We start from the raw sequence: 22,783 nt of genomic DNA on the forward strand, positions 1-22,783 counted from the left end.
CCATCAGTAGAAGATATAGATAACATGGAATGCTCGGATGAGTGAGAAAGAAGGGTTAGATAATGAAGCGATTGTTTATGGCGGTTGTATTACTCCTATGTATAGGGATTTTTGCTAGTTGTGGGGTAAAAACATTAGGAAAAGAAGAGAAGCGCAATACTGCTGTTCATAGTAATAACATTGTAACGAGTGCTGATGGGAAATGGATTTATACAGCAAATATTGATATTAATACAGTAACAGTTATGGATGCAAAAAGTAGAAAAGTAGTGTCAGAGATTCCAGTTGGTAAAGAACCGAGACAATTAACAATCAGTCCGGATGGAACGAAATTATATGTTTCTTGTATGTACGATAATAAAGTTGATGTTGTTTCACTTGATAAGAAGAAAGTCATTGATCGAATTCCAACTGAAATTGAACCATTTGGTGTTGTTACAAATCCAAATGGAACGAAGTTATATGTATCGAATTTTCGCTCCGGTAATGTATCAGTTATTGATCTTGAGAAGAAGAAAACAGTGCAAAAGATTGAAATTGGTGATCGCCCACGTACGCTTGCAATGACAAAAGACGGAAAGAAATTGTATGTACCGCACTATTTAGAGGGGAAAATTAGTGTTGTAGATACAGAGAGTAATAAAGTGAAGAAAGTGATTACACTTGCATCTTCACCGGATAAAGAAGACCGTAAAAAGAGTCAAGGAATTCCAAATACATTAGAGCAATTTGTTATTGCACCAGATGGAAAAACAGCTTGGGTTCCACATTTGCTTACAAATGTAGATACACCTATTCAGTTTGAAGAAACAGTTTTCCCAGCTGTGTCGATTATTGATTTAGAAAAAGATGAGGAAATTATAGAGCAGCGGAAACAATTATTCGAAGCGATGAATGTGAAAGATACAAAAAATCAAACGATGATTGTATCAAATCCATATGACGTAGTTTTTAATGAAAAAGGCACAAAGGCATTTGTAGTTATGTCTGGTAGTGAAGATCTTATGATGTTTGATTTAACACGTGGAGGAAATGCAACGCAAATTGTAAGGCGCATTCCAGGAAGTAACCCACGCGGTATTACGTTGCTTCCAAAAGAAAATACATTAGTGGTTCATAATGCGATGAGTCATGATCTTGCTTTCCTAGAAACAGGGGGAGATGATTCATATGCAAAAGTGAAAGCTGATAAGAAGACAGTTAAATTAATTGAAAAAGATTCCTTATCAAAACTTGTGCGTGAAGGAAAAGAAATTTTCTACAGTGCAAATAGCGATAAATATGCAGCAGGGATTACAGGAAACAACTGGATGAGCTGTGCAACGTGTCATAGTGATGGAGAAATTAATGGTTTATCATTAATGACACCAAAAGGGAAGCGAAATGTACCAAGTAACGTTTTAACAACAAAAACAGGTTTATTTATGTGGGATGGGTCACGTGATGATTTTACAGATTATATCCATACCGTACAAGGTGAAATGGGCGGTATGATGGAACTAGATCCTGGAAAAGAACTTCCAAAAGATGTGCAACATATGTATGATGCTTTGCAAGCCTTTTTAGATGATCCGAATTCGTACCCTATTCCAAAAAGTCCGTATCGTCAAGGAAATGGGGAATTAACACCTACTGCGAAAGACGGAGAGAAATTATTTAAAGGAAAGGCAAATTGTTTAACGTGTCATGGCGGTGATAATTTCACAAATAGCACAAAAGCTGTTGATGAAAATGGTAAATTAACGACGAACAATACAAACTTTCTTTATAACATCGGAACTGCCAATGAAACGGATACAGGTTATGATGGGGATGCACGTGGTGCTTTCCAAAATAAAAGGCAAAAAGGATACTTTGATCCTCCAACACTTCGCGGTGTATGGGCGACAGCACCGTACTTACATGATGGTAGTGCGAAAAACGTTGAAGAGGCAGTAGAAAAGCATCAATATGAAGAAAAGCCACAGCTATCAAAGCAGGAAGTTCATGCAATTGCGGAATATGTAAAGTCAATTCAATAGAAAATAGCGGTGTTTATCCCGCTATTTTCGAACAGTAAGACTCCCACCATCAAGAAGAGAGGTGGGAGTCTTACTGCCTATAATGGCAAGTTTGATTCAACTAATAATCAGTGGAGAAAACGCTTACTAATCAAAGTTGAACTTTATCACTGTTCTTTTTGTTGTACATATTTCTGTAAATCAAACGGTGTAATTTCTTGAATAAATTCTCTTGATATAAGAGATTGAATGAGTGTGCTTTCGGTAACGACAGCACCTGTTTTCTGTTTGTGAGCTTGTTGTAATAATTGCAGTTTTTCCAATGTTTCTTTAGGTAATTCAATTGTTAATGTGTTCATATTTCTCCCCCCTACTACTAGAGTATCACTAGAAGATAGGAGAAACAAGAAAAGAGAAAGATATATTAAGATGGTAAAGAAAACAATAGAGTTTATTGGATTAAAAAAGGTAACTATTTACAAAATAGTTACCTTTTTTAAAATCTATTTACAGTAATTATGACTAAGCAATACCGATGTATTTTAAAGTTTTGGATGGGGTGTTATGATCAAAAAAGTGTTGTAAAAATGCAATATCTACACCAGATTTGTAAGCACAATATCCCCATGTCTTGCGAAGTGTATGTGAGCTAATCCCTTCTAAACCAACTTCTTTTGCCGCTTTATTTAAAATGTACCAAGCGTGTTGTCTTGTAATAGACTTTGTTCCCTTTTGAGATTTTAATAATGGTTCATTTCGTTTCCATACTTTTCGCTCTTTCATGTATTGTTCGATAGTATGTTGCAATTCTTCATTTACAGCGAACCATTTATGTTTTTTCATTTTGTCATTATAGAACAAAATAGAATGACGAACATGTTCATTTTCATCAATAACATCGCCAACTTTTAATTGTAAAATCTCGCTTACTTTTAATCCTGAATTCACAGCTAACACGAATAATAAAGCATCACGCTTCGATGATTGTAATAGTATATCTTTGATTTTTTCTAATTGTTTTTCATTTTGAATTGGTTGTCCTACTTGTTTCATTTCACGCACTCTCCTCTTTTATATGTGTAAAGGAAAGGATTAACTAGTTATTACTATAAAGGGAGTATGTGAATTTCATGTGAACTCCTCGTGAAATTAGAACAAATTATTTGACTTCTTTTGCTTTTTGTAAGTCGAAATAAAAGGCAACACCATTTTCTTTATTATACACACCGTAATCGGCATGATGAAGTTCTAAAATATTTTTTACAATGGATAAGCCTAGGCCTGTTCCACCTGTATGACGGCTACGGGATGCGTCTAATCGATAGAAACGGTCCCATATTTTATCTAAGCTTTCTTCAGGAATCGGCGTACCGTTATTTTCAATTTCTACTTTTACCGTTTCTTCATACTCAATGACAGATAGCTTTACTTGTTTCCCAGCTGGTGTGTAACGAATTGCATTACTTAATAGATTGACGACAACTTGTTCAATGCGATTGCGATTTGCTTGTACATAAATAGTTGGATCTAATGCAAGCTCTACGTGTAAATTTTTTTCTTCGATACTAAATAATAGCTTTGTATAAACTTGTTGGATTAATTCTCCGATTGAAAAAGCTTCAATTTCTAATTTATATGTGCCAGATTCAAGTTTTGCAAGTTCTAGCATTTCGACAATAAGGCGGTTCATATTATCAGTTTCTTCTAAAATAACGTCGGTATAATACGTAGTATCTTTACTTACACCATCTTTAATGCCTTCAGCGAAACTACGGATTACACTTAGCGGTGTTTTTAATTCATGGGATACGCCAGAGATAAATTCTTTTCTTGTTTTCTCTAGCTGTCTTTCTATTTCAATATCTTGCTGTAGTTTTGTATTTGCTACATGCAATTTGTCAATTCGATCTTTTAAATTTACAGAAAGGCTGTTAATACTACTTGATAAGCTTCCAATTTCATCGTCTGTTGATATAGGAAGCTTTTCAGAAAAATCAAAGTTCGCCATTTTCTTTGTAACACGGTTCATTTTAATAAGCGGCTTTGCAATGATTTTTGAGTAATAGAATGACAATAAAATAATGACAATAAAGACGATAATTAATGCGTAAACGTAATAATCTTTCAAAACAAGCATAGCTTCATCAACGGGCTGCAGTGATGTCATTGCAAATGCAAATTCTTTTATTTCACCATTTTTATAAACGGGTTTAACAAAAACCTGATTTTTCACTTCATTTTCCCCGCCCATTGTATACGTCGTCATTTCATTTGTATTTGTTTTTCCTAATGCGACAGAAAGCTCCCAGTGCTGAATGCCTTGGATTAATGTATCTTTATTTGCAAGACGAATATCAGTTGAGGTAGGAATGTGCAGTTTTGAAATAGTACCTTCAAATTTGCTAACACCAACACCGTAATCCTGTGTATATAAAGTTCTTTTCACATCTTGAAGTTGTATACCAAATTGTTTCAAGTCTGAAATGATATTATCATTTTGCCATATTCTATTGTCGGCAGTAGTAATTGTAATAGGAATAATCATATCTTGTTTTAAGATACCTTGTACACTGATTGGATCATTAATGTTTAATCCTAATTTTATAAACGAAGAATATTCATCGTTTGTGAAAATATTATTGAGTGGAATGAAAAATGTTTTATTAGACTTATCAACAAGTTCAATGTGATAATTTTTATCATCCTGAATAATGCCATTACGATCTAGTAAGACGAGTTCAGCATTTGTTTTTTCATAAAATTCTTGTCTTAGCTTTGAAAGATCTTCAAATGTCTGATCGCTTTTTTCGTATTTACTTACAAATTTTTCAAAAGATGTTTGGACCGTATGAATTTTTTTCTTTATATAAAATTTTTCTAAAAACAGTGATTGTCCAAGGAAAAAGAGTAAAAATGTAGCAGTAAACAATGCTGATGTTAATAGAAAAAGCTTAAACACAATGCTTCTTTTTTTCACTTCTTCACCTCATAAATTGTAAATTCCATAATAGTAGTCTTCTTATTATAGCAAACGAATAAAGAGAGTAGGAGAGGAAATCTGTCGCTTGTTGAGACAGTTTTTTTCAAAAAGTCATATAAAGTGAAACTTTAATCAGTGGGAGTTTTCTTCATTCCCCACTGATTATTAGTTGAACCAATCGGGCTTTTACGGGCAGTTATCCCCCACCTATCTTACTTGCTTCTCTCTGAATCTTGAGGTGGGGTCTTACTGCCCGTTAATGCGAGATAAAAAAGAACTCGCCAGACGTATGACAAGTTCTTTTGAAAATTACGATTGAATTGCTGCATCTAATGCAATTTCAATCATCTCGTTAAATGTCGTTTGACGCTCTTCAGCTGTAGTTTCTTCACCGGTAAAGATATGGTCACTTACTGTTAAAACAGATAATGCATTTACACCGTATTTTGCTGCTAATGTATATAGTGCAGTTGTTTCCATTTCAACAGCTAAAACACCGTAATCGCCAAGTTTTTTCACCATGTCCATACTTTCACGGTAAAATACATCAGCTGTTAGTATGTTACCAACGCGAATATGTAAACCTTTTTCTACACCAGCATCATATGCTTTCTTTAATAACTCAAAGTCTGCACACGGCGCAAAATCAAATCCAGGGAATGTTAAACGATTTATGTTAGAATCTGTACAAGTAGTCATTGCAATAATAATATCACGTACTTTTACGTCTTTTTGAATCGCACCGCATGTTCCCACACGAATCAAGTTTTTTACACCATAACTTTGAATCAATTCGTTTACATAAATGGAAATGGAAGGAACCCCCATACCTGTTCCTTGAACAGAGACACGTTTGCCTTTATATGTTCCTGTAAATCCTAGCATACCTCGTACATTGTTGTAGCATGTTACATCTTCTAAAAAATTTTCTGCAATATACTTTGCACGTAAAGGGTCTCCGGGTAATAAAATAGATTCAGCAATTTCGCCTTCTTTAGCTCCGATATGAACGCTCATAAATATCCTCCTCATTATGTAGCAATCGATATAAATTATAATATCGATTAAGCAGTTTTCTCTTTGTAGTATACACGAAGTAGAGCGTTTTCAATAGTGTGTTTTCAATCGTGTATTTCTATTTATATTGCTATTTATGGGCGGCAAAATCCACCTCAAGATTATGAAAAGACAAGGAAGATAGGTGGAGAGAGTGTAAGATAAAATAATTGCACAAAAAAAGAATATAGGTTAGATATTTTTATATATAAAATAGTCTGAATTATGTTACAATTTATCAAAAAGTAGATAGGTGATTTCGTGAAAAATCTTATAATAGGAATTATCGCTTTGCTTCTTATTGTTCTTGGCGGATTTTATATGAAAAAATACAAAAGCAGCGAAGAAACAACCGGACAAGTACAACAAGTGAAGTGGCAACTTGATGATATCGATGTAAATAAAACTGCACATATTACATTTCAATTACAAGATAAAAAAGGGAATGAGATTCGTGGTGTAAACGACCACATTCGGATATTTATTGTGGACAAGCAGTTAGCGCAGTCGTATCAGATGAGACCAACGTTTGCTGGTAATGGTTCATATAAAACCACGTATCAATTTAAAAAAGAAGGGGAATATACAATTTTTTTATATGAAGAAATAGGAAATACAACAAAACAGTTTGCTGAAAAAAATATTATAGTAGGCAATAAAGAAGAAAAAAAACAAAGGCCAATCGCTGTAGATAGTGTATTAACAAAAAACATTGGTACTTACAAAGCATCGCTTTTATTTCGTACGTTACATCCGAATGAAGAGGAAACATTAACGTTTCAATTTCAAATGGAAAAAGGACAAAAACTAAAATTTCGCTCAAATACAGGAGAACGTGCTGCACTGCGCATAGTAGATGAAAAAAAACAACATTTCTTGTACGTTGTTCCTGTTAATGATGAAGGACAATTGCAATTTCGCGTTACGTTTCCGAGTGAAGGGATTTATAAAATATGGGGTACTTTTTATATAAACGGAGAGAAATATGAGGAGCAGTTTGTATTACAAGTTCAGAAACGAAAAGACAGCTAAGAAGTTTTAGCTGTCTTTTCGTTTTCCGATTAATTTTGTTACAGCGAGCATTGTAATTGGCAATGAATGATTTTTCCGAAATGCTAAATACTTCCCGCTCCATGCTGGTTTATATTTCTCTTTGAAATGTCTCAGGCCGCTAAAGCTATATGTATAGCGAACATTGTTGAAAATGGCTGCTGCGACGCGCTCTGACCAAAATGATTGTGCCGATAACCCAACGTTAGAAAGGGGAGCCATTCCGATATTAAAGCAGTGATATCCATTTTCTTTTGCCCATTGGAATAAATGAATGAAAATAGCATCCATAATTCCACCTGGTGCATTAGGGTAATAACGCATTAAATCAACAGATAACTCACCATTTTGGTATACAGGCATCAATGTTGTGAAGGCAATGATTTGACCATCAGCATCAGAAAGTGTTGCAACCGGCGCACGGTTCACATAATCACGATCTAAATAGCCAAGAGAGAAGCCTTTTTCCTTTTTTCCACCAAGCCATGCATCTGATACTTTTTTGAGTTCATCATACAATTCATCTGCAAATGGAGGTTCGTGAATCGCAAAGGTATAACCTTCTCGTTCGAAACGATTAAAAGTTGCACGCAATCCAGCTCTTTTTTTTCCGGATATTGTAAAAGTGTTTAAATCGACAACCGCTTCTTCCCCCAGTTTGAAGAAGTTGTAACCGAAATCATGATATAAACTCATCCATTTACTTTCAATTTGATAAAATACACAAATATATCCGAAACGATCCGCTTCTGTTAGAAACTCTTCTAATACTTTACGAAAAGAAGATTGCTGTCCGATTGGATCCCCGAGTACAATAAGACGTTTACCTGTAGGAGAAAACTGAATCATCGCTTTGCCATCGCTACTGAAAAAGAACTGCTTATCTCCTAAAAAGCCAAGATGGCTTAACACGTTCCCACCATGTTCATCTAAAAAATGTTGCAGCCGTTTCGGATTGAAAGGTTGCCCGGGAAATTTACTTCGATAGCGATTTGCGATAATGGAACCAATTAGTAAAAAGCTTGGTACAAAAAAGGCTGCAGCAAATGCACTTCGTTGTACTTGTTTAATATTACGAACAACAAAATCAGGTTTAAACACTTCCTTTGCTTCCGCAAATAGTACCCCTAGGTTTTTGTAGAGATACAATGTAATAAGTAAAAAGAGGAATACTTTTACTACATCTGAGAATAAAACCTCCACTTTTTCACGTGTAAATCGTTTACGAATCATATATAGTACAGCGAGTACAATGAGTAAGATAAAGGTTTCTTCTAAATCAATTCCTTTTAATGTATTAAAAATCGCGGCTCCGATTAGGGATACAATCGTCATATAGTAGGAGCGCTTCGTTCCATGATAAATGCCGCTTGATAAAATAACGAGCAAAATACCAAATGTTAGCGATAAACTAAAAGAAATCTGTACTAGGTATTTAGGGACTAAAATATGAAGTACATGGGCGCGTTCAATACTTGTTGGAAAGATAGTGGAGAAAATCACCATGATTCCTGCAAAGCTTGTTAACGCAGCAGATGCCCAAGAACCGAGCTTTCTTAGAAAATCACGTTGTAACGTCCAAATGACTCCAGTTGTTTCGAGGGCAGGTGCAATAAACGGTTTATCTTCAAATTTCTTTAAAGCAGCTCCTGTCATTTCAAACGCTGCAAAAACCAAACCGAGTCCAAATGGTAAAATATAATATACAAGGCGATATAATAACATAGCAGGAAGCAATACACTCGTATCGAATCCATACTGTTCTAGTCCTGCTAAGAAAACAAGATCAAAGGAGCCAAGTCCTCCTGGCACAAGGCTAATAACGCCAGCCAGAGCTGCAATGACATATACACCGAGAAATTGACGGAAATCTACTTCAATTCCAAATAGAAGTAAGATGACATACATAACAATACCCGCCGATACCCATTCTATTAATGAAACAAGTGAATAGAGGACAGTTGGATTTTGTTCTACTTGTTCTGCTTCTTCTGTATTTCGTTTGCGATTTTTTATTTTTGAAACACCTATGTATAATGGGACAAAAAGAGCAAAAAAGATGAGAACCGGCCATAGCCAAGGTTTTTCTTGTAAAACAAATCTTGTATCTATTACGCCGATGAGGCCAAGAAAGGATAATAATGCTAATCCATTAATAAAAGCCGTTGTCATCCAAGCGATACTTTTAAGAAGTTTACCGTTCTCCTGTACATAAGGACGATATAACATTGTACGTATACCTGCCCCCATAAGACCACCAAATCCAATAAATCCATTTAATGTATTAGCAATCCAAGAAATGCGGAAAACCTTTTTAACTGGTATATCTGCTTGCAAATGCCGCAGCATAACAAAGTCATAAAAGAACATTGTAGCAACAGCAAATAAACCAAGTGTAACGGCTAAGAAAAAACCACCAGATGGAATGTTTTTAATCGTTTCAACTGCTTCTCGAAATGAGATGTTTGATAGTTCTTTTCGTGCTTGAAAAAACACAACTGTTAGTACAACAAAGGGGAAAATAAATTTTCCGACTTGTAACATACGTTTCCATGAAAACGACATAAAGACAACTCTCCTTGTATAAGAAAACTGAGGCAATATTTTTATTATGACAAACTTCAGTAAAAATAAAAAGGAAAATTCAGTTACAAAAGCTATAAACTAAAAAATGTAATTTAGCATATTAAAAAAATTTTTCTATTCTAACATACAAGTTAGAATAGAAAAGGCGTTTCATGTTTTATTTTGAAGAAATTTTGCAAGAATTTATTCTTTTTGAAGGAAATCTGCTTTTTAAAATCGAAAATCAAAACATATATGTTGCGCTAGCTTATGTGATAAAGTGAAACTTCCATCAGTGGGGGTTTTCTTCATCCCACACTGATGGTTAGTTGAACCAATCGGGCTCTAACGGGCAGTTATCCCCCACCTAGCTTCTTCGCTTTCTCTACATCTTGAGGTGGGTGTCTTACTGCCCGTTAGTGCGGGATAAAAACAGAAACAGCTAGAGCGTTTTCATATTAATACGCTAGAAGAATATCGCGTATATTTTGATGAAGAAACAATAATAGCAGCATAAGCAATTTTCGAAAATCCGTTAAAATGGTGAGGGGAGAAACTAGCATGTCGAATTTAATGGTTGAAAATCAAACGCGGCAAGTAACTGTTTTTTTGGAAGAAGTAATTGAAGTGATCACAAAATATGTAAATAATCATACATTACCTTTATTATTAGAAGAAACACCTGAAGGCGATGAACAGTATTTTGCTGGATTGTTAGCTTCAATTCGACGTTTACTTGTATTTTGTGAAGAAGGGTTAGATGCTTGCTGCGTAGTAATGAATAATGAGCCGTTTCGAAAAAATGCAGCGCAAAGAACGTTATATAAAATCTATCATCAAGTGATTGCAGAGTTTTTTTCACCGAAAAATGATTATTGGTATGAAAATAGCCGATCAGCTTATACAGGGAAGAATTCAATTGCCTTTCAAAAACAACCTCCTTTTTCTATTGAACGAATGATGCAAGAGTTAGAAGGGAAATTTCAAATGTTGCGCGAAGAATTAGAATATTATGAGACAGACTATCAAACGAAAATGATACAAAAATATTAACTACTGTAAGAAGCTAGGTGATTCCTAGCTTCTTTTGCTTTTTGAAACGTCATATACGCTCATACTTTCGAATATATTTAAAAAGGATAGCATTGATGGAGGTGACATATGAGTCAGCAAGAAGTGTTTACCGATTACTTTCATGAAGTTGAAAGTTGGTGCGAAAGTGTTCTCCACGTATTAGATAACCGGGCAACGGAAGTGTATGATGTCCATATGCTTGCATATAAAATTCAAATGTTATTAGATCGTATTAAAGAAAATGAATATGATTATGATGCGGAGTTTGTTTATGAAATTAGTGATGATGTTGAACATATTCAACATTACTTACAAGAGGCGTTAATGTCTGATTCAGAACAATATGTATTATACGAAAGAAATTATGTAGAAGCTTCTGTACCGATTGGGGGACATACTCTTCCGCCACTTCCATATCCGTATAATGCACTTGAACCGTATATTTCAAGGGAAATTATGATGCTTCATCATGATAAGCATCATCGTAGTTATGTAGAAGGATTGAATAAAGCAGAGAAAATGATGGCAGAAGCACGAAAAACAAATCAATTTGATTTAATAAAGCATTGGGAGAGAGAAGCTGCTTTCCATGGTTCCGGACATTACTTACACACTATTTTTTGGAACAATATGAAAAAAGATGGTGGTGGTAGCCCACATGGAGACTTATCGAGGCAAATTGAAAAAGATTTTGGGAGCTTTTTACGTTTTCAAAAACATTTTACAGAAGCAGCAGCAAAGGTGGAAGGTTCTGGATGGGCAATTCTCGTTTGGGCACCTCGTTCCGGGCGATTAGAGATTTTACAAAGTACACTTCATCAATTATTTACGCAATGGGATACACTCCCTCTGTTAGTACTTGATGTATGGGAGCATGCATATTATTTACAATATCAAAACCGAAAGGAAGAATATATTAAGAATTGGTGGGATATTGTCAACTGGGGTGATGTAGAGAAAAGATTTGAAAGTGTAAAAGAACTTCAGTGGATACCATATTAGACGCATCGTGATGCGTCTTTTTGTCTCGTTATTTGTGGGCAGTAAGACCCCCACCTCAAGATTTAGAGAGAAGCGAGGAAGATAGGTAGGGGATAAAAAAATCTCCCTGATGGAGTTTTCACTTTATCCCGCTGTTTGCGGGCAGTAAGTCCTCTACCTCAACTTCCATTCATATTTTAAATGTCCAAGCATACACTTGTACAAAAAGTGCCAAAAAGGACGTGAATATATGCGAGGAAGATGGATTGTGATAGCACTTATTATGATATGTGCAAGTATGTTACCCAATGATACATATGCACAAATGAATAATGTTAGTGCTCGTAATGCCGTGTTGATAGAGCAGCATTCGGGGCGTGTACTATATGGAAAGTTAGAGCATGAATCTGAAAAAATTGCAAGCATTACAAAAATTATGACCGCACTTTTGGCAGTCGAATCAGGAAAAATGAAAGAAAAGGTATCAATTAGCAATACGGCTGTTCGTGTAGAAGGATCGGCTATTTATTTAAAGCCAGGACAGAAAGTACCGCTAGAAGATTTAGTATACGGTTTAATGCTACGTTCTGGAAATGATGCAGCTCAGGCAATTGCAGAATATGTTGGCGGAAGTACGGATGGGTTCGTCTATTTAATGAATGAAAAGGCCGCACAAATTGGAATGAAGGATACACATTTTTCTAACCCGCACGGTTTAGATGGGGATGGGACACATTATTCTTCAGCATATGATATGGCACAGTTAACACGGTACGCCATGAAAAATGAGACATTTCGTAAAATTTTTGGAACGAAAACTTATCAGTCACAAGCGTGGGATTATCCATGGAAAAATAAACATAAGCTTGTTACCTCTATGTACGAGTATGCAACAGGAGGAAAAACTGGGTTTACGAAAAAGGCAGGTCGAACACTTGTAACAACTGCATCAAAAGATGGGCTAGATTTGATTGTTGTAACATTGCAGGCTTCGAGTGATTGGGATGATCATAAGTATTTATTTAATGAAGGTTTTAAACAGTATATACCAACTACAGTACTAAAAAAGGGAGTACTTTCGGAAATTCAAGACAAAAAGTATACAAATCATATATATACGAAAAATGATTTGTTAGTGCCGCTAACAAAAGAGGAGTTTAAAAAGGTCACATTAAAAATTGAATTTGATAAAACAGCCAAGATAACAGATGGAGAGAAAGTAGGACGCGCTGTTGCTTATCTAAATGGAGAAGAAATTGGAGAGCGTAATTTATTTTATAGTAAACGAAAGCTTATTGCGACAACAGGTTTGTTTTGGAGAGATTTTAAAGAAGTATTTTCACATATGTTAGGTGTGAAAACAGATGGTTAATCTTGTCTGGGTTGCGATGGCGTTAATTGGCATTGTTTATGCAATGTTTAATGGGACGATGGAAGAAGTAAATAAAGCAGTTTTTGAAGGCTCAAAAAGTGCTGTAACCATTTGTATTGGACTTATTAGCGTTCTTGTTTTTTGGCTCGGTTTAATGAAAATTGCAGAAGAAGCGGGACTATTAAAGAAGCTTGTTGCATTGTGTATGCCTGTTGTAAAAAAATTGTTTCCAGAAGTGCCGAAGGATCATCCAGCGATGGGGTTTATTTTATCTAATATGTGGGCAAATTTTTTTGGCTTAGGAAATGCAGCTACACCACTGGGGATTAAAGCAATGGAGCATTTAAAAGAGCTAAATGGAGGGAAAGACTTTGCAAGTCGCTCTATGATAACATTCCTTGCTTTAAATACGTCGGCTATTACGCTTATTCCCACTACGGTTATTTCAATTCGGATGACGTATCATTCTGCAAACCCTACCGAAATTGTAGGGGTAACGTTTATCGCCCAAGTACTATCTATGATTGGTGCCATTTGGATTGATCGTTATTTTTACCGAAGAAGAAGTAGAAAGGGGAAGAAAAAATGAGTATCGTCAATATGATTTCCCTGTGGATAATTCCGTGCGTGATTGGATTTATTTTATTATATGGGACAGTAAAAAAAGTGCCGACATATGAGTCATTTGTAGAAGGGGGAAAAGAAGGAATTCAAATTGCTGTATCTATTTTACCATTTATGGTTGGTATGCTCGTTTCTATTTCAATTTTTCGGGCTTCAGGAGCGTTAGATGCAATGATTCATGTAATGAAACCAATGTTAGATATTATTCATGTGCCAGCAGAAATTGTTCCGCTTGCACTTATTCGTCCGATTTCTGGATCAGCAGGACTAAGCATTACAACGGATTTAATTGCCACATATGGGCCGGATTCGTTTATTGGGAGACTTGCTTCCACGATGCAGGGAAGTACAGATACAACTTTTTATATTTTAACAGTTTATTTTGGAGCGGTTGGGATTCGGAAAATGGGCGATGCATTAAAAGTTGGCTTATTTGCTGATTTAATTGGTATTGTGTGCTCAATTGTATTTGTTTCACTTATGTTTCAGTAATAATGGTTCATTTTTTATTCAAATTAGACTATAATACGGATACAGCCACTATTAAGAATGCGCTTAATAGTGGCTTTTTTATGGATTATTTTTGACAAAACCGTGAACGTTTGTCGTAAGCAAATGGAAGGAAATAGACCATAATAAAGAAGAGAATCGTATTTTATTCCTTTATTAGCTTACAAAGTTGGCAATGTTGTTTATGGTAAGTAAGGGTAATTGTCGAGCAGGCTAGGCAGTTGCCAAGTCCTTCTAATGAAGGTAAGATGAATTTGAGGTGAAGAAACGAAATGGAACGACTACAAAAGGTAATAGCACAAGCAGGTATTGCATCAAGAAGAAAAGCAGAAGAACTCATTCAACAAGGTAAAGTTAAGGTTAACGGTAAAGTCGTGACCGAACTAGGAACGAAGGTGAGTGTGCAAGATAAAGTTGAGGTAAATAACATTCCTCTTGAAAAAGAAACACCTGCTTACTTTTTATTATATAAACCAACTGGTGTTATTTCGAGTGTAACTGATGATAAAGGAAGAAAAGTGGTCACAGATTTCTTTGCAGAAATTCCACAGCGTCTTTTTCCAATCGGTCGATTAGATTATGATACATCTGGTTTAATATTGATGACAAATGACGGGGATTTTGCGAACATTTTAATGCATCCCAAGTATAAGGTTGAAAAAACATACGTGGCAAAGGTAAAAGGTCAACTAACTGGTGAAAAAATCCGCATGTTAGAAAAAGGTGTCATGCTTGAAGAAGGAAAAACAGCGCCTGCACGTGTGAAAATCCTTTCTTGGGATAAACGTAAAGAGATTGCAATTGTACAATTGACAATTCATGAAGGAAGAAACCGCCAAGTGCGTAGAATGTTTGAAGCAGTTGGATGTAAAGTGATGAAATTAAAGCGTGAGCGGTATGCCTTTTTAGAGTTAGGTAATTTACGCCCAGGAGATGCAAGAGAATTATCTCCTCATGAAGTAAAACAACTTCGTGCTCTTGCTTCAACGAAACCAAGATAGTATTTAGTAACAGGGATGAAAGCTTCTATCAGTAAAGAAATCTTTGCTGATAGAAGCGAATACATAGAAAAGCTTAGTATGTGCTAAACTTACTTATTTAGTTAAGAGAGGGGAGACACCGTGAAGAAAAATAGGCTGTTATTTCGTGTAATCATTTTGCTCATATTAGGAGGGGCGGTAGGGTTTACGTTATATCAAAACTTTTTTGTTGATAAGGAGAAAGCACAAGTTGGAAAGGTAGCGCCAAACTTTGTTGCTACTGATTTAGAAGGTAAAAAAATTACGTTAAAAGATTTAAAAGGAAAAGGTGTTTTCTTAAATTTTTGGGGAACATGGTGTGGACCTTGTGAGAAAGAAATGCCATATATGAATGAATTATATCCGAAATATAAAGAAAAAGGTGTCGAAATAGTGGCATTAGATGCAGATGAAACAGAACTTGCTGTGAAAAACTTTGTGAATCAATATGGACTGAAATTTCCAGTAGCAATTGATAAAGGACAAGAAATTTTAAATACATATGATGTAGGACCGTTACCAACAACGTTTTTAATTGATAAGGACGGAAAGATTGTCGAAAAAATTACAGGTACACAATCTAAAGAACAAATGGAAGAATATTTAAAGAAAATTACTCCATAAATGAGAAATGTATAGAAAATATATTTGTACAGGTAGTATTGGTCAATTGAGGTGCTGTTTGTAATTTCAGTACCTATCAGTAAAATTCTGATTATTCAGTGAAAACGTTATGAAACATAGATACATAGAGAAAAGAAACGGCGGTGAGGGATTTGGAACAAATAAAGTGTGTTTGCGGTCATGTAAACCCAATTGGTACAATCTTTTGCGAAGCTTGCGGAAAGCCTTTTGAAGATGAGAAAGATACAAAATTATTAGATATGCGATATGAAGGAAGTGCACGGCGGTCTCTTACACATACAAAAACAGTTGTGGATAAAATTTGGAGTTTTTTCTCTTCCGTAAAAGTTGGAGTATGGCTCATTGTTATTACACTTATCGCATCTGGAGTGGGGACGATTTTTCCACAAGAAATGTATCTCCCACCAAATGTTACGCCGGGAGAATACTATGAACAGCAGTATGGTTTTCTTGGAAAATTGTATTACCAATTAGGATTTGACAATCTATATAGCTCTTGGTGGTATATGATGTTAATTGCATCTATCGGGGTTTCTCTCGTTATATGTAGTTTAGACCGAGTTATTCCTTTGTATAAAGCGCTGAAAAAACAAGGCGTAACAAGGAATCCGAGTTTTTTAAAGAGGCAGCGGTTATACGGAGTAGCACTAGCAACAAAAGAAGAAATTGAATGTGTTAAGGGAAACTTGAAAAAGAAAAAATACAATGTACGAGTGGAAAATGATAACATTCTAGCAGAAAAAGGACGTTTTTCTCGTTGGGGTCCATATGTAAATCATATTGGTCTTATTATTTTCTTATTTGGAACGATGCTGCGTTTTGTCCCTGGTATGTATGTAGATGAATCGCTTTGGCTTCGTGAAGGTGAAATGAAAGAAATCCCAGGAACAGACGGAAAGTATTATTTGAAGAATGAAAAATTCATTAAAGAAGTCTATGATAAAGGAAAAGAAAATGAAGTCTTTGATGATGCGATTGATCGAGTTGGGAATAAGATAATTCCGAAAAACTATCAAACAAATGCTGTATTATATAAAGCAGTTGGAAAAAATATTGCTGGTCAAAAGCCAAAGCTTGAGAAAGTGAAAGAGTATAACATTCGAGTGAATGAACCTCTTAAATTTGATAACTATGCTCTTTATCAAGTAGATTTTAAAGAGGGCGAATTTAGTAAAATGTCTTTTGCTTTACAAAAGAAAGAAAGTGGCCAAAAATGGGGCCCAATTACAGTTGATCTAGCAAATCCAAAAGAAACATACGATTTAGGAAATGGATACTCTCTGCAGTTGCTAAGTTATTTTCCGGACTTTTACTTTGATGAAAGTGGAAAACCGAATACAAAAACGAAGCTACCTAATAATCCAGCGTTTGTATTTAAAATGTTTACACCCGAAACACCAAATGGAGAAGTGAGCTTTGTTGGAATTCAACAAAATATAGAGCCAGAAGGAAACAATTTATACAAAATGTCTTTTGCAGGTGTAGAAACGCGTAACGTTACAGCGCTTACTGTACGAAAAGATTTGACACTTTGGATTATAGCTCTGGGAGGGTTTATTTTCATGGTCGGTGTTATTCAAGGTATGTATTGGAATCATCGACGTATTTGGATACAACGTGTTAACAATGAATGGTGGATTGCTGGGCATACAAATAAAAATTGGTATGGTTTGCGAAAAGAGATAGAAAAAGTCTTAGAAGGGACAAGCATTCCACAGCCAAATGATAAAGTCAATGAGAAAAAAATTAGTTAAGGTGGGGAGAGAGTATGGTAGAAATAAGTAGTAATTTCTTATTTGCTGCTTTCATATTATATTTAATTGCAACGTTGTTTTTTGGAGGTGCGATTAAAGAAAAAGGACGGAAGTGGGCAAACGTTGGGATAAGTATTACTATTTTAGGTTTTGCGGCGCAATTAGTCTACTTTGTTACAAGATGGATTGCATCAGGACATGCGCCAGTTAGTAATTTTTTTGAATTTGGGACATTTTTCGGTATGATGATGGTTGGTGCATTTATTATTATTTACTTTATGTACCGGACAAGTATACTTGGATTATTTGCTCTTCCAGTTGCTATTTTACTCATTGCTTATGCGAGTATGTTTCCAAGAGAAATTACACCGCTTATTCCGTCATTAAAAAGTAACTGGCTACATATTCATGTAACAACAGCAGCTGCTGGACAAGCTATTTTATCAATTAGTTTTATTACCGGTGTTATATATTTACTGAAAAATGTGGACCAGTCAAAACGGAGCAAGCGAACATTTTGGCTTGAAACAGTACTGTTTACGCTTATTTGTGTTGTTGGATTTGTAGCGGTGACAACAGTTTTTTCAAGTATAAAATACGAAGCGAAATTTCAATGGATTGATAAAAATGAGCAGCAAGCAGAAATGGTGTACAATCTACCTGCTTTAGTAGGACCTCATGAAGGAAAGTTAGTCACAACCGACAAACTTGAGCCTGCAATAGAAACACCTGCTATTATTAATGCGAAAAAATTAAACACAGTGATTTGGTCGATATTTATAGGAAGCGGATTGTACATCCTATTAAGATTGATTTTACGTAAACGAGTAGCAGCGGCGATTCAACCAGTAGTAAAAAAAGTGGATAGTGATTTACTTGATGAAATTGGATATCGCTCTGTTGCAATTGGATTCCCAGTCTTTACGTTAGGCGCATTAATCTTTGCGATGATTTGGGCGCAAATTGCATGGACACGTTTTTGGGGATGGGATCCAAAAGAGGTTTGGGCACTCATTACCTGGCTCTTTTATGCAGCCTTTTTACATTTACGCTTGTCTAAAGGGTGGCACGGTGAAAAATCAGCATGGCTTGCAGTAATCGGATTTGCAATTATTATGTTTAACTTTGTTGTGGTAAACTTAGTGATTGCAGGCCTGCATTCATATGCATAACAATAATTGAAGTTCAACGAGTCAAGTCGTACGATTCATTAATGCGGGATAAAGTGAAACTTCCATCAGTGGAGAGTTTTTTCATCTCCCACTGATGGTTAGTTGAACCAATCGGGCTTTTACGGGCAGTTATCCCCCACCTATCTTCCTCGCTTCTTTCTGAATCTTGAGGTGGGGGTCTTACTGCCCGTTAATGCGGGATAAAATAGGAAGGTAACCGTCACTTTCCTATTTTATTTTTGTCAATTTCTTTTCTTTTTTGAGAAAAACATGACAAAGTATAAGAGAATTTTGTAAAATGATGTCGAGGACAAATTATATTGTTCAGGAAACATACATATTTTTGGAAAAACTATGAACAAATTTTATTATTTTTGTGAAACATAATGCAAAGGTGAACTTTCAATCATGAAAGGTTTTGTCTATGAAAATGAGATAAGGGTAAGTTTAGGGCTCTATTCTGTTCTAATTAGCAATTAGGATATCCCCCTCACTAGATTCAGAGGAATAGAAGGCAAGTGGGAGATAACTACTAATATGCACTTGATTAGTTCAACGAACCCTCAGTGGAAACCAAATTTGAGGAAAGTTTCACTTTATTGGAGAAAGGTAGGTGTGAACCGTTGTGACATTTACATGTACAGCGGGTTGCGATGGAAAATGAATTAAAGATTTTAATTGTAGATGATGAAGATCGTATTCGTCGTTTGTTAAAAATGTATTTAGAGAGAGAGCAGTACATCATTGATGAGGCTGACAACGGTGAGACGGCGTTAGAAAAAGCGTTGCAAAATGATTATGATCTAATTCTTTTAGATATTATGATGCCTGGAAAAGATGGCATTGAAGTGTGTAAAGGTATTCGTGAGAAAAAAGCAACACCGATTATTATGCTAACGGCAAAGGGAGAAGAAGTGAATCGCGTACAAGGATTTGAAGTTGGTACAGATGATTATATTGTAAAACCGTTTAGCCCACGCGAGGTTGTGCTACGTGTAAAAGCTGTTTTACGTCGCTCAGTTACAACGACATTCTTTACGCAAGATACGACAACAAAAGATGTTATTGTATTTCCTCATCTCGCAATTGATAATGACGCACATCGTGTTACAGCTGATGGAGAAGAAGTGAATTTAACACCAAAAGAATATGAATTATTACTATTTTTAGCGAAGGCACCTGATAAAGTATTTGACCGAGAGCAGTTATTAAAAGAAGTATGGCAGTATGAATTTTTCGGTGATTTACGCACAGTTGATACACATGTAAAGCGTCTGCGTGAGAAGTTAAGTAAAAAGTCAGCAGATGCAGCGAAAATGATTGTAACTGTATGGGGTGTTGGTTACAAGTTTGAGGTTGTGAACGATTAATGCTTTGGAAAAGTGTAGTAGGGAAATTATGGATGACGATTCTTCTCCTTGTTTCCTTCGTGCTTGGTTTTGTTGCCATTTTACTTTCGCAGTTTTTTGATAATTATTATGTAACAATGGGAGAAACAAGGCTTACGAATGTTGCAACGAGTGTTTCTGAATTAATAGAAGAGGGGACGGATGAGCAGACGATAGAACATATCGCATATAAATTTGCTGACCCCCTTTCGCGTATTATTATTGTGCAAGATAATAATGAAATATCTGCTTCTCCGGCACAAAAAGGATTGGCAACGCTAACACTAACTGATTTGAAAAATGACAAAGAGTTACAAGCAGTATTTACAGAACGTAAAAAGGTACAAAAAATTAAAACCGTCCCAGATGAAAATAATAAGAAAAATCCTGACAATGATATTATGATTGTCGGGGTTCCGTTAAAGTCGTCAAAAGATGGTGCGGTCTTTGTATATCAATCGTTACAAGTACCAAAACAAGGAATAGAAAAATCGACGGATTTTATCTTTTTATCTGCGGGGATTGCGATTATTTTAACGACATTCTTTGCCTTTTTCTTGTCAACTCGAATTACAGCCCCACTTCGTAAAATGCGCGAAGTAGCTTTTGAAGTAGCACGCGGGAAATTCGATGCGAAGGTACCAGCGGTTTCGCAAGATGAGATTGGTGAACTTGCAACAGCTTTAAATCAAATGGGGAAACAATTGAAGTTTAATATTAATGCGTTGCAACAAGAGAAAGAACAGCTTTCTAGTATTTTAAGTAGTATGGCTGATGGTGTTATTACGTTAAATCAAGAAGGAGAAGTTGTTGTAATTAATCCGCCAGCAGAGCGTTTCTTACAAGTATGGTATGAAGAAAAAGAGATAGAGTTAAGTGTGAGTTTGCCATCGGAGCTTGTTGAACTGTTTCATCTCGTTGTAGAAAGCGAACAGCAACAAGTGATAGAAGTTAATTTAGAAAAAGGTAATTATGTTGTACTGATGACACCGCTGTACAATCAGACGAAGATTCGCGGTGCTGTTGCGGTACTTCGTGATATGACGGAAGAACGCCGCCTTGAAAAAATGCGTAAAGATTTTATTGCAAACGTATCGCATGAATTACGTACACCAATGGTTATGCTGCAAGGATATAGTGAAGCAATTTTAGATGACATTGTTCAAACGAAAGAAGAAGTACATGAATTTGTGCAAATTATCTATGATGAATCTGTACGCTTAGGCCGCCTTGTAAATGAATTATTAGATTTAGCTCGAATGGAGAGCGGTCACGTAGAATTACATATATCGGAAGTAGATATTGTTCCATTTGTTGAAAAGATTGCACGGAAATTCCAAGGGATAGCAAAGGAAAAAGAAGTGCAGTTAGCAGTTGATTTTCGCACTTCTATAGAGCAGCATTCTTTTGATCCGGATCGGATGGAACAAGTGTTAACAAATTTAATTGATAATGCTTTAAGGCATACAAATACAGGTGGTAAGGTATCACTTATTATTGATGAGAAAAGTAACGGAATTGTATTCGAAGTTGAAGATTCTGGGGTTGGTATTCCAGAAGATGATATTCCATTCTTATTTGAACGTTTTTATAAAGCGGATAAGGCTCGTACACGCGGGAAAACAGGTGGTACAGGGTTAGGACTTGCGATCGCAAAAAACATTGTACGAGGACATGATGGTAAGATTGCAGTGTCGAGTGTAGTAGATAAGGGGACAACATTCTCTGTATATTTACCAACATAAAGTGAAACTACCATCATTGGGAGAGCATCCCAAAATGATAGTAGTTGAACCAATCGGGCACATGCCAGCAGTTATCTCTCACCTATCTTCCTCGCTTCTCTCTGAATTTTGAGGCGGGGGTCTTATTGCCCGCGAATAGCGGGATAAGTATGATGGAATTATATGCGAATTTTTAAGCTTATCTTTTTGATAAGCTTTTTTTAATGAAAAATAAAAGGAATGTTAATATAAGAGAAGAATGAAAAAGAGAGATAAGGAGAGAAAACATGAAGCTATATACAAAGACAGGAGATAAGGGGCAAACAAGCCTTATTGGAGGACGCGTAGATAAAGACAATTTGCGAGTAGAGGCGTATGGAACAATTGATGAGGCGAATTCGTTTATTGGACATGCGATGACATTGTTGCAGGGTGAATTGTTTCAAGATATTCATCAAGAACTTGAAAAAATTCAGCATGAGTTGTTTGATTGTGGCGGGGATTTAGCAATTGTGAAGAGAAAAATTCCGTATAAAGTAACAGAAGACATCATTACTTTTCTAGAGGAAAGGATTGATGTATATGTACAAGAAGCGCCGCCACTTGAGCGTTTTATTTTACCAGGAGGAAGTCAAGGAGCAGCTATTATTCACATTGCTCGCACTGTTACACGAAGAGCAGAACGTTGTATTGTTTCTTTAAAGAAACAAGATGAGATTAATGAATATGTTTTGCAATACGTAAATCGATTATCGGATTATTTATTTGCAGTTGCAAGAGTTGTGAACGCTCGTTCTAATGTGAATGATGTAGAATATGAGAGAAGCGGGATTGTATTTCGAGATAAAGAGGAGAAGAAAGAGAAATAG

General features: G+C 35.7%; 19 protein-coding genes. 14 read left to right on the forward strand and 5 right to left on the reverse strand.

Going from position 1 to position 22,783, the window contains the following annotated elements:
* Positions 1-62 precede the first annotated feature (62 nt).
* Positions 63-2,021, forward strand: coding sequence for a beta-propeller fold lactonase family protein (locus LRP84_RS04425; RefSeq protein ID WP_230573972.1), 1,959 nt, complete (start codon positions 63-65; stop codon positions 2,019-2,021).
* A gap of 146 nt (positions 2,022-2,167) precedes the next feature.
* Here the strand turns inward: LRP84_RS04425 and LRP84_RS04430 are convergent, their stop codons facing one another.
* From LRP84_RS04430 to deoD, 4 genes are all read right to left on the reverse strand, one after another.
* Complete coding sequence (locus LRP84_RS04430) at positions 2,168-2,359, reverse strand: DUF3924 family protein (protein WP_230573973.1); 192 nt, start codon at positions 2,357-2,359, stop codon at positions 2,168-2,170.
* A 163-nt stretch (positions 2,360-2,522) separates the two neighbouring features.
* Positions 2,523-3,053 (reverse strand): tyrosine-type recombinase/integrase, encoded by a 531-nt coding sequence (locus LRP84_RS04435; RefSeq protein ID WP_098309457.1) that lies wholly within the window; start codon positions 3,051-3,053, stop codon positions 2,523-2,525.
* A 106-nt stretch (positions 3,054-3,159) separates the two neighbouring features.
* Positions 3,160-4,977 carry a HAMP domain-containing sensor histidine kinase gene (locus LRP84_RS04440; protein ID WP_230573974.1) on the reverse strand — a complete coding sequence of 606 codons (1,818 nt, stop codon included), beginning with the start codon at positions 4,975-4,977 and terminating at the stop codon, positions 3,160-3,162.
* A gap of 312 nt (positions 4,978-5,289) precedes the next feature.
* A complete protein-coding gene (gene deoD, locus LRP84_RS04445) occupies positions 5,290-5,997 on the reverse strand; it encodes a purine-nucleoside phosphorylase (RefSeq protein WP_230573975.1) in 708 nt (235 codons plus the stop codon).
* A gap of 300 nt (positions 5,998-6,297) precedes the next feature.
* Here deoD and LRP84_RS04450 point away from each other — a divergent pair, with 300 nt between their 5' ends.
* Positions 6,298-7,068 carry a DUF8832 domain-containing protein gene (locus LRP84_RS04450; protein ID WP_230573976.1) on the forward strand — a complete coding sequence of 257 codons (771 nt, stop codon included), beginning with the start codon at positions 6,298-6,300 and terminating at the stop codon, positions 7,066-7,068.
* A 6-nt stretch (positions 7,069-7,074) separates the two neighbouring features.
* Here the strand turns inward: LRP84_RS04450 and mprF are convergent, their stop codons facing one another.
* Complete coding sequence (gene mprF / locus LRP84_RS04455) at positions 7,075-9,651, reverse strand: bifunctional lysylphosphatidylglycerol flippase/synthetase MprF (RefSeq protein ID WP_230573977.1); 2,577 nt, start codon at positions 9,649-9,651, stop codon at positions 7,075-7,077.
* A gap of 561 nt (positions 9,652-10,212) precedes the next feature.
* Here mprF and LRP84_RS04460 point away from each other — a divergent pair.
* The 12 genes from LRP84_RS04460 to LRP84_RS04515 all read left to right on the forward strand — a co-directional run bounded on the left by LRP84_RS04460 (position 10,213) and on the right by LRP84_RS04515 (position 22,783).
* Positions 10,213-10,704, forward strand: coding sequence for a DUF3907 family protein (locus LRP84_RS04460; protein WP_098309452.1), 492 nt, complete (start codon positions 10,213-10,215; stop codon positions 10,702-10,704).
* A 108-nt stretch (positions 10,705-10,812) separates the two neighbouring features.
* Positions 10,813-11,727 carry a superoxide dismutase gene (locus LRP84_RS04465; RefSeq protein ID WP_230573978.1) on the forward strand — a complete coding sequence of 305 codons (915 nt, stop codon included), beginning with the start codon at positions 10,813-10,815 and terminating at the stop codon, positions 11,725-11,727.
* Between the two features lie 229 nt (positions 11,728-11,956).
* The gene (locus tag LRP84_RS04470) at positions 11,957-13,078 is read left to right on the forward strand and encodes a D-alanyl-D-alanine carboxypeptidase family protein (protein WP_230573979.1); all 1,122 of its coding nucleotides are present in this window, start codon (positions 11,957-11,959) and stop codon (positions 13,076-13,078) included.
* Positions 13,071-13,667, forward strand: coding sequence for a nucleoside recognition domain-containing protein (locus LRP84_RS04475; protein WP_230573980.1), 597 nt, complete (start codon positions 13,071-13,073; stop codon positions 13,665-13,667). Before LRP84_RS04470 ends, LRP84_RS04475 begins: the two co-directional genes overlap by 8 nt.
* On the forward strand, positions 13,664-14,194 hold the full coding sequence (gene spmB / locus LRP84_RS04480) for a spore maturation protein (RefSeq protein ID WP_230573981.1): 531 nt from the start codon (positions 13,664-13,666) through the stop codon (positions 14,192-14,194). The genes LRP84_RS04475 and spmB overlap by 4 nt, the downstream gene beginning before the upstream one ends.
* 290 nt (positions 14,195-14,484) lie before the next feature.
* Positions 14,485-15,213, forward strand: coding sequence for a 23S rRNA pseudouridine(2605) synthase RluB (rluB, locus tag LRP84_RS04485; RefSeq protein ID WP_230573982.1), 729 nt, complete (start codon positions 14,485-14,487; stop codon positions 15,211-15,213).
* Between the two features lie 120 nt (positions 15,214-15,333).
* Positions 15,334-15,855 (forward strand): thiol-disulfide oxidoreductase ResA, encoded by a 522-nt coding sequence (gene resA / locus LRP84_RS04490; protein WP_230573983.1) that lies wholly within the window; start codon positions 15,334-15,336, stop codon positions 15,853-15,855.
* Positions 15,856-16,007: 152 nt separating this feature from the next.
* On the forward strand, positions 16,008-17,630 hold the full coding sequence (gene resB / locus LRP84_RS04495) for a cytochrome c biogenesis protein ResB (RefSeq protein WP_230573984.1): 1,623 nt from the start codon (positions 16,008-16,010) through the stop codon (positions 17,628-17,630).
* Positions 17,631-17,644: 14 nt separating this feature from the next.
* Positions 17,645-18,802 carry a c-type cytochrome biogenesis protein CcsB gene (gene ccsB, locus LRP84_RS04500; protein ID WP_230573985.1) on the forward strand — a complete coding sequence of 386 codons (1,158 nt, stop codon included), beginning with the start codon at positions 17,645-17,647 and terminating at the stop codon, positions 18,800-18,802.
* Between the two features lie 653 nt (positions 18,803-19,455).
* Positions 19,456-20,172, forward strand: a complete 717-nt coding sequence (gene resD / locus LRP84_RS04505; RefSeq protein WP_230573986.1) for a DNA-binding response regulator ResD — start codon at positions 19,456-19,458, stop codon at positions 20,170-20,172.
* Between the two features lie 32 nt (positions 20,173-20,204).
* Complete coding sequence (locus LRP84_RS04510; RefSeq protein ID WP_302850571.1) at positions 20,205-21,935, forward strand: ATP-binding protein; 1,731 nt, start codon at positions 20,205-20,207, stop codon at positions 21,933-21,935.
* A 266-nt stretch (positions 21,936-22,201) separates the two neighbouring features.
* On the forward strand, positions 22,202-22,783 hold the full coding sequence (locus LRP84_RS04515; protein ID WP_230573988.1) for a cob(I)yrinic acid a,c-diamide adenosyltransferase: 582 nt from the start codon (positions 22,202-22,204) through the stop codon (positions 22,781-22,783).

The organism is Bacillus rhizoplanae (genome assembly GCF_917563915.1).
In the GTDB taxonomy this organism is placed as follows: Bacteria; Bacillota; Bacilli; order Bacillales; family Bacillaceae_G; genus Bacillus_A; species Bacillus_A rhizoplanae.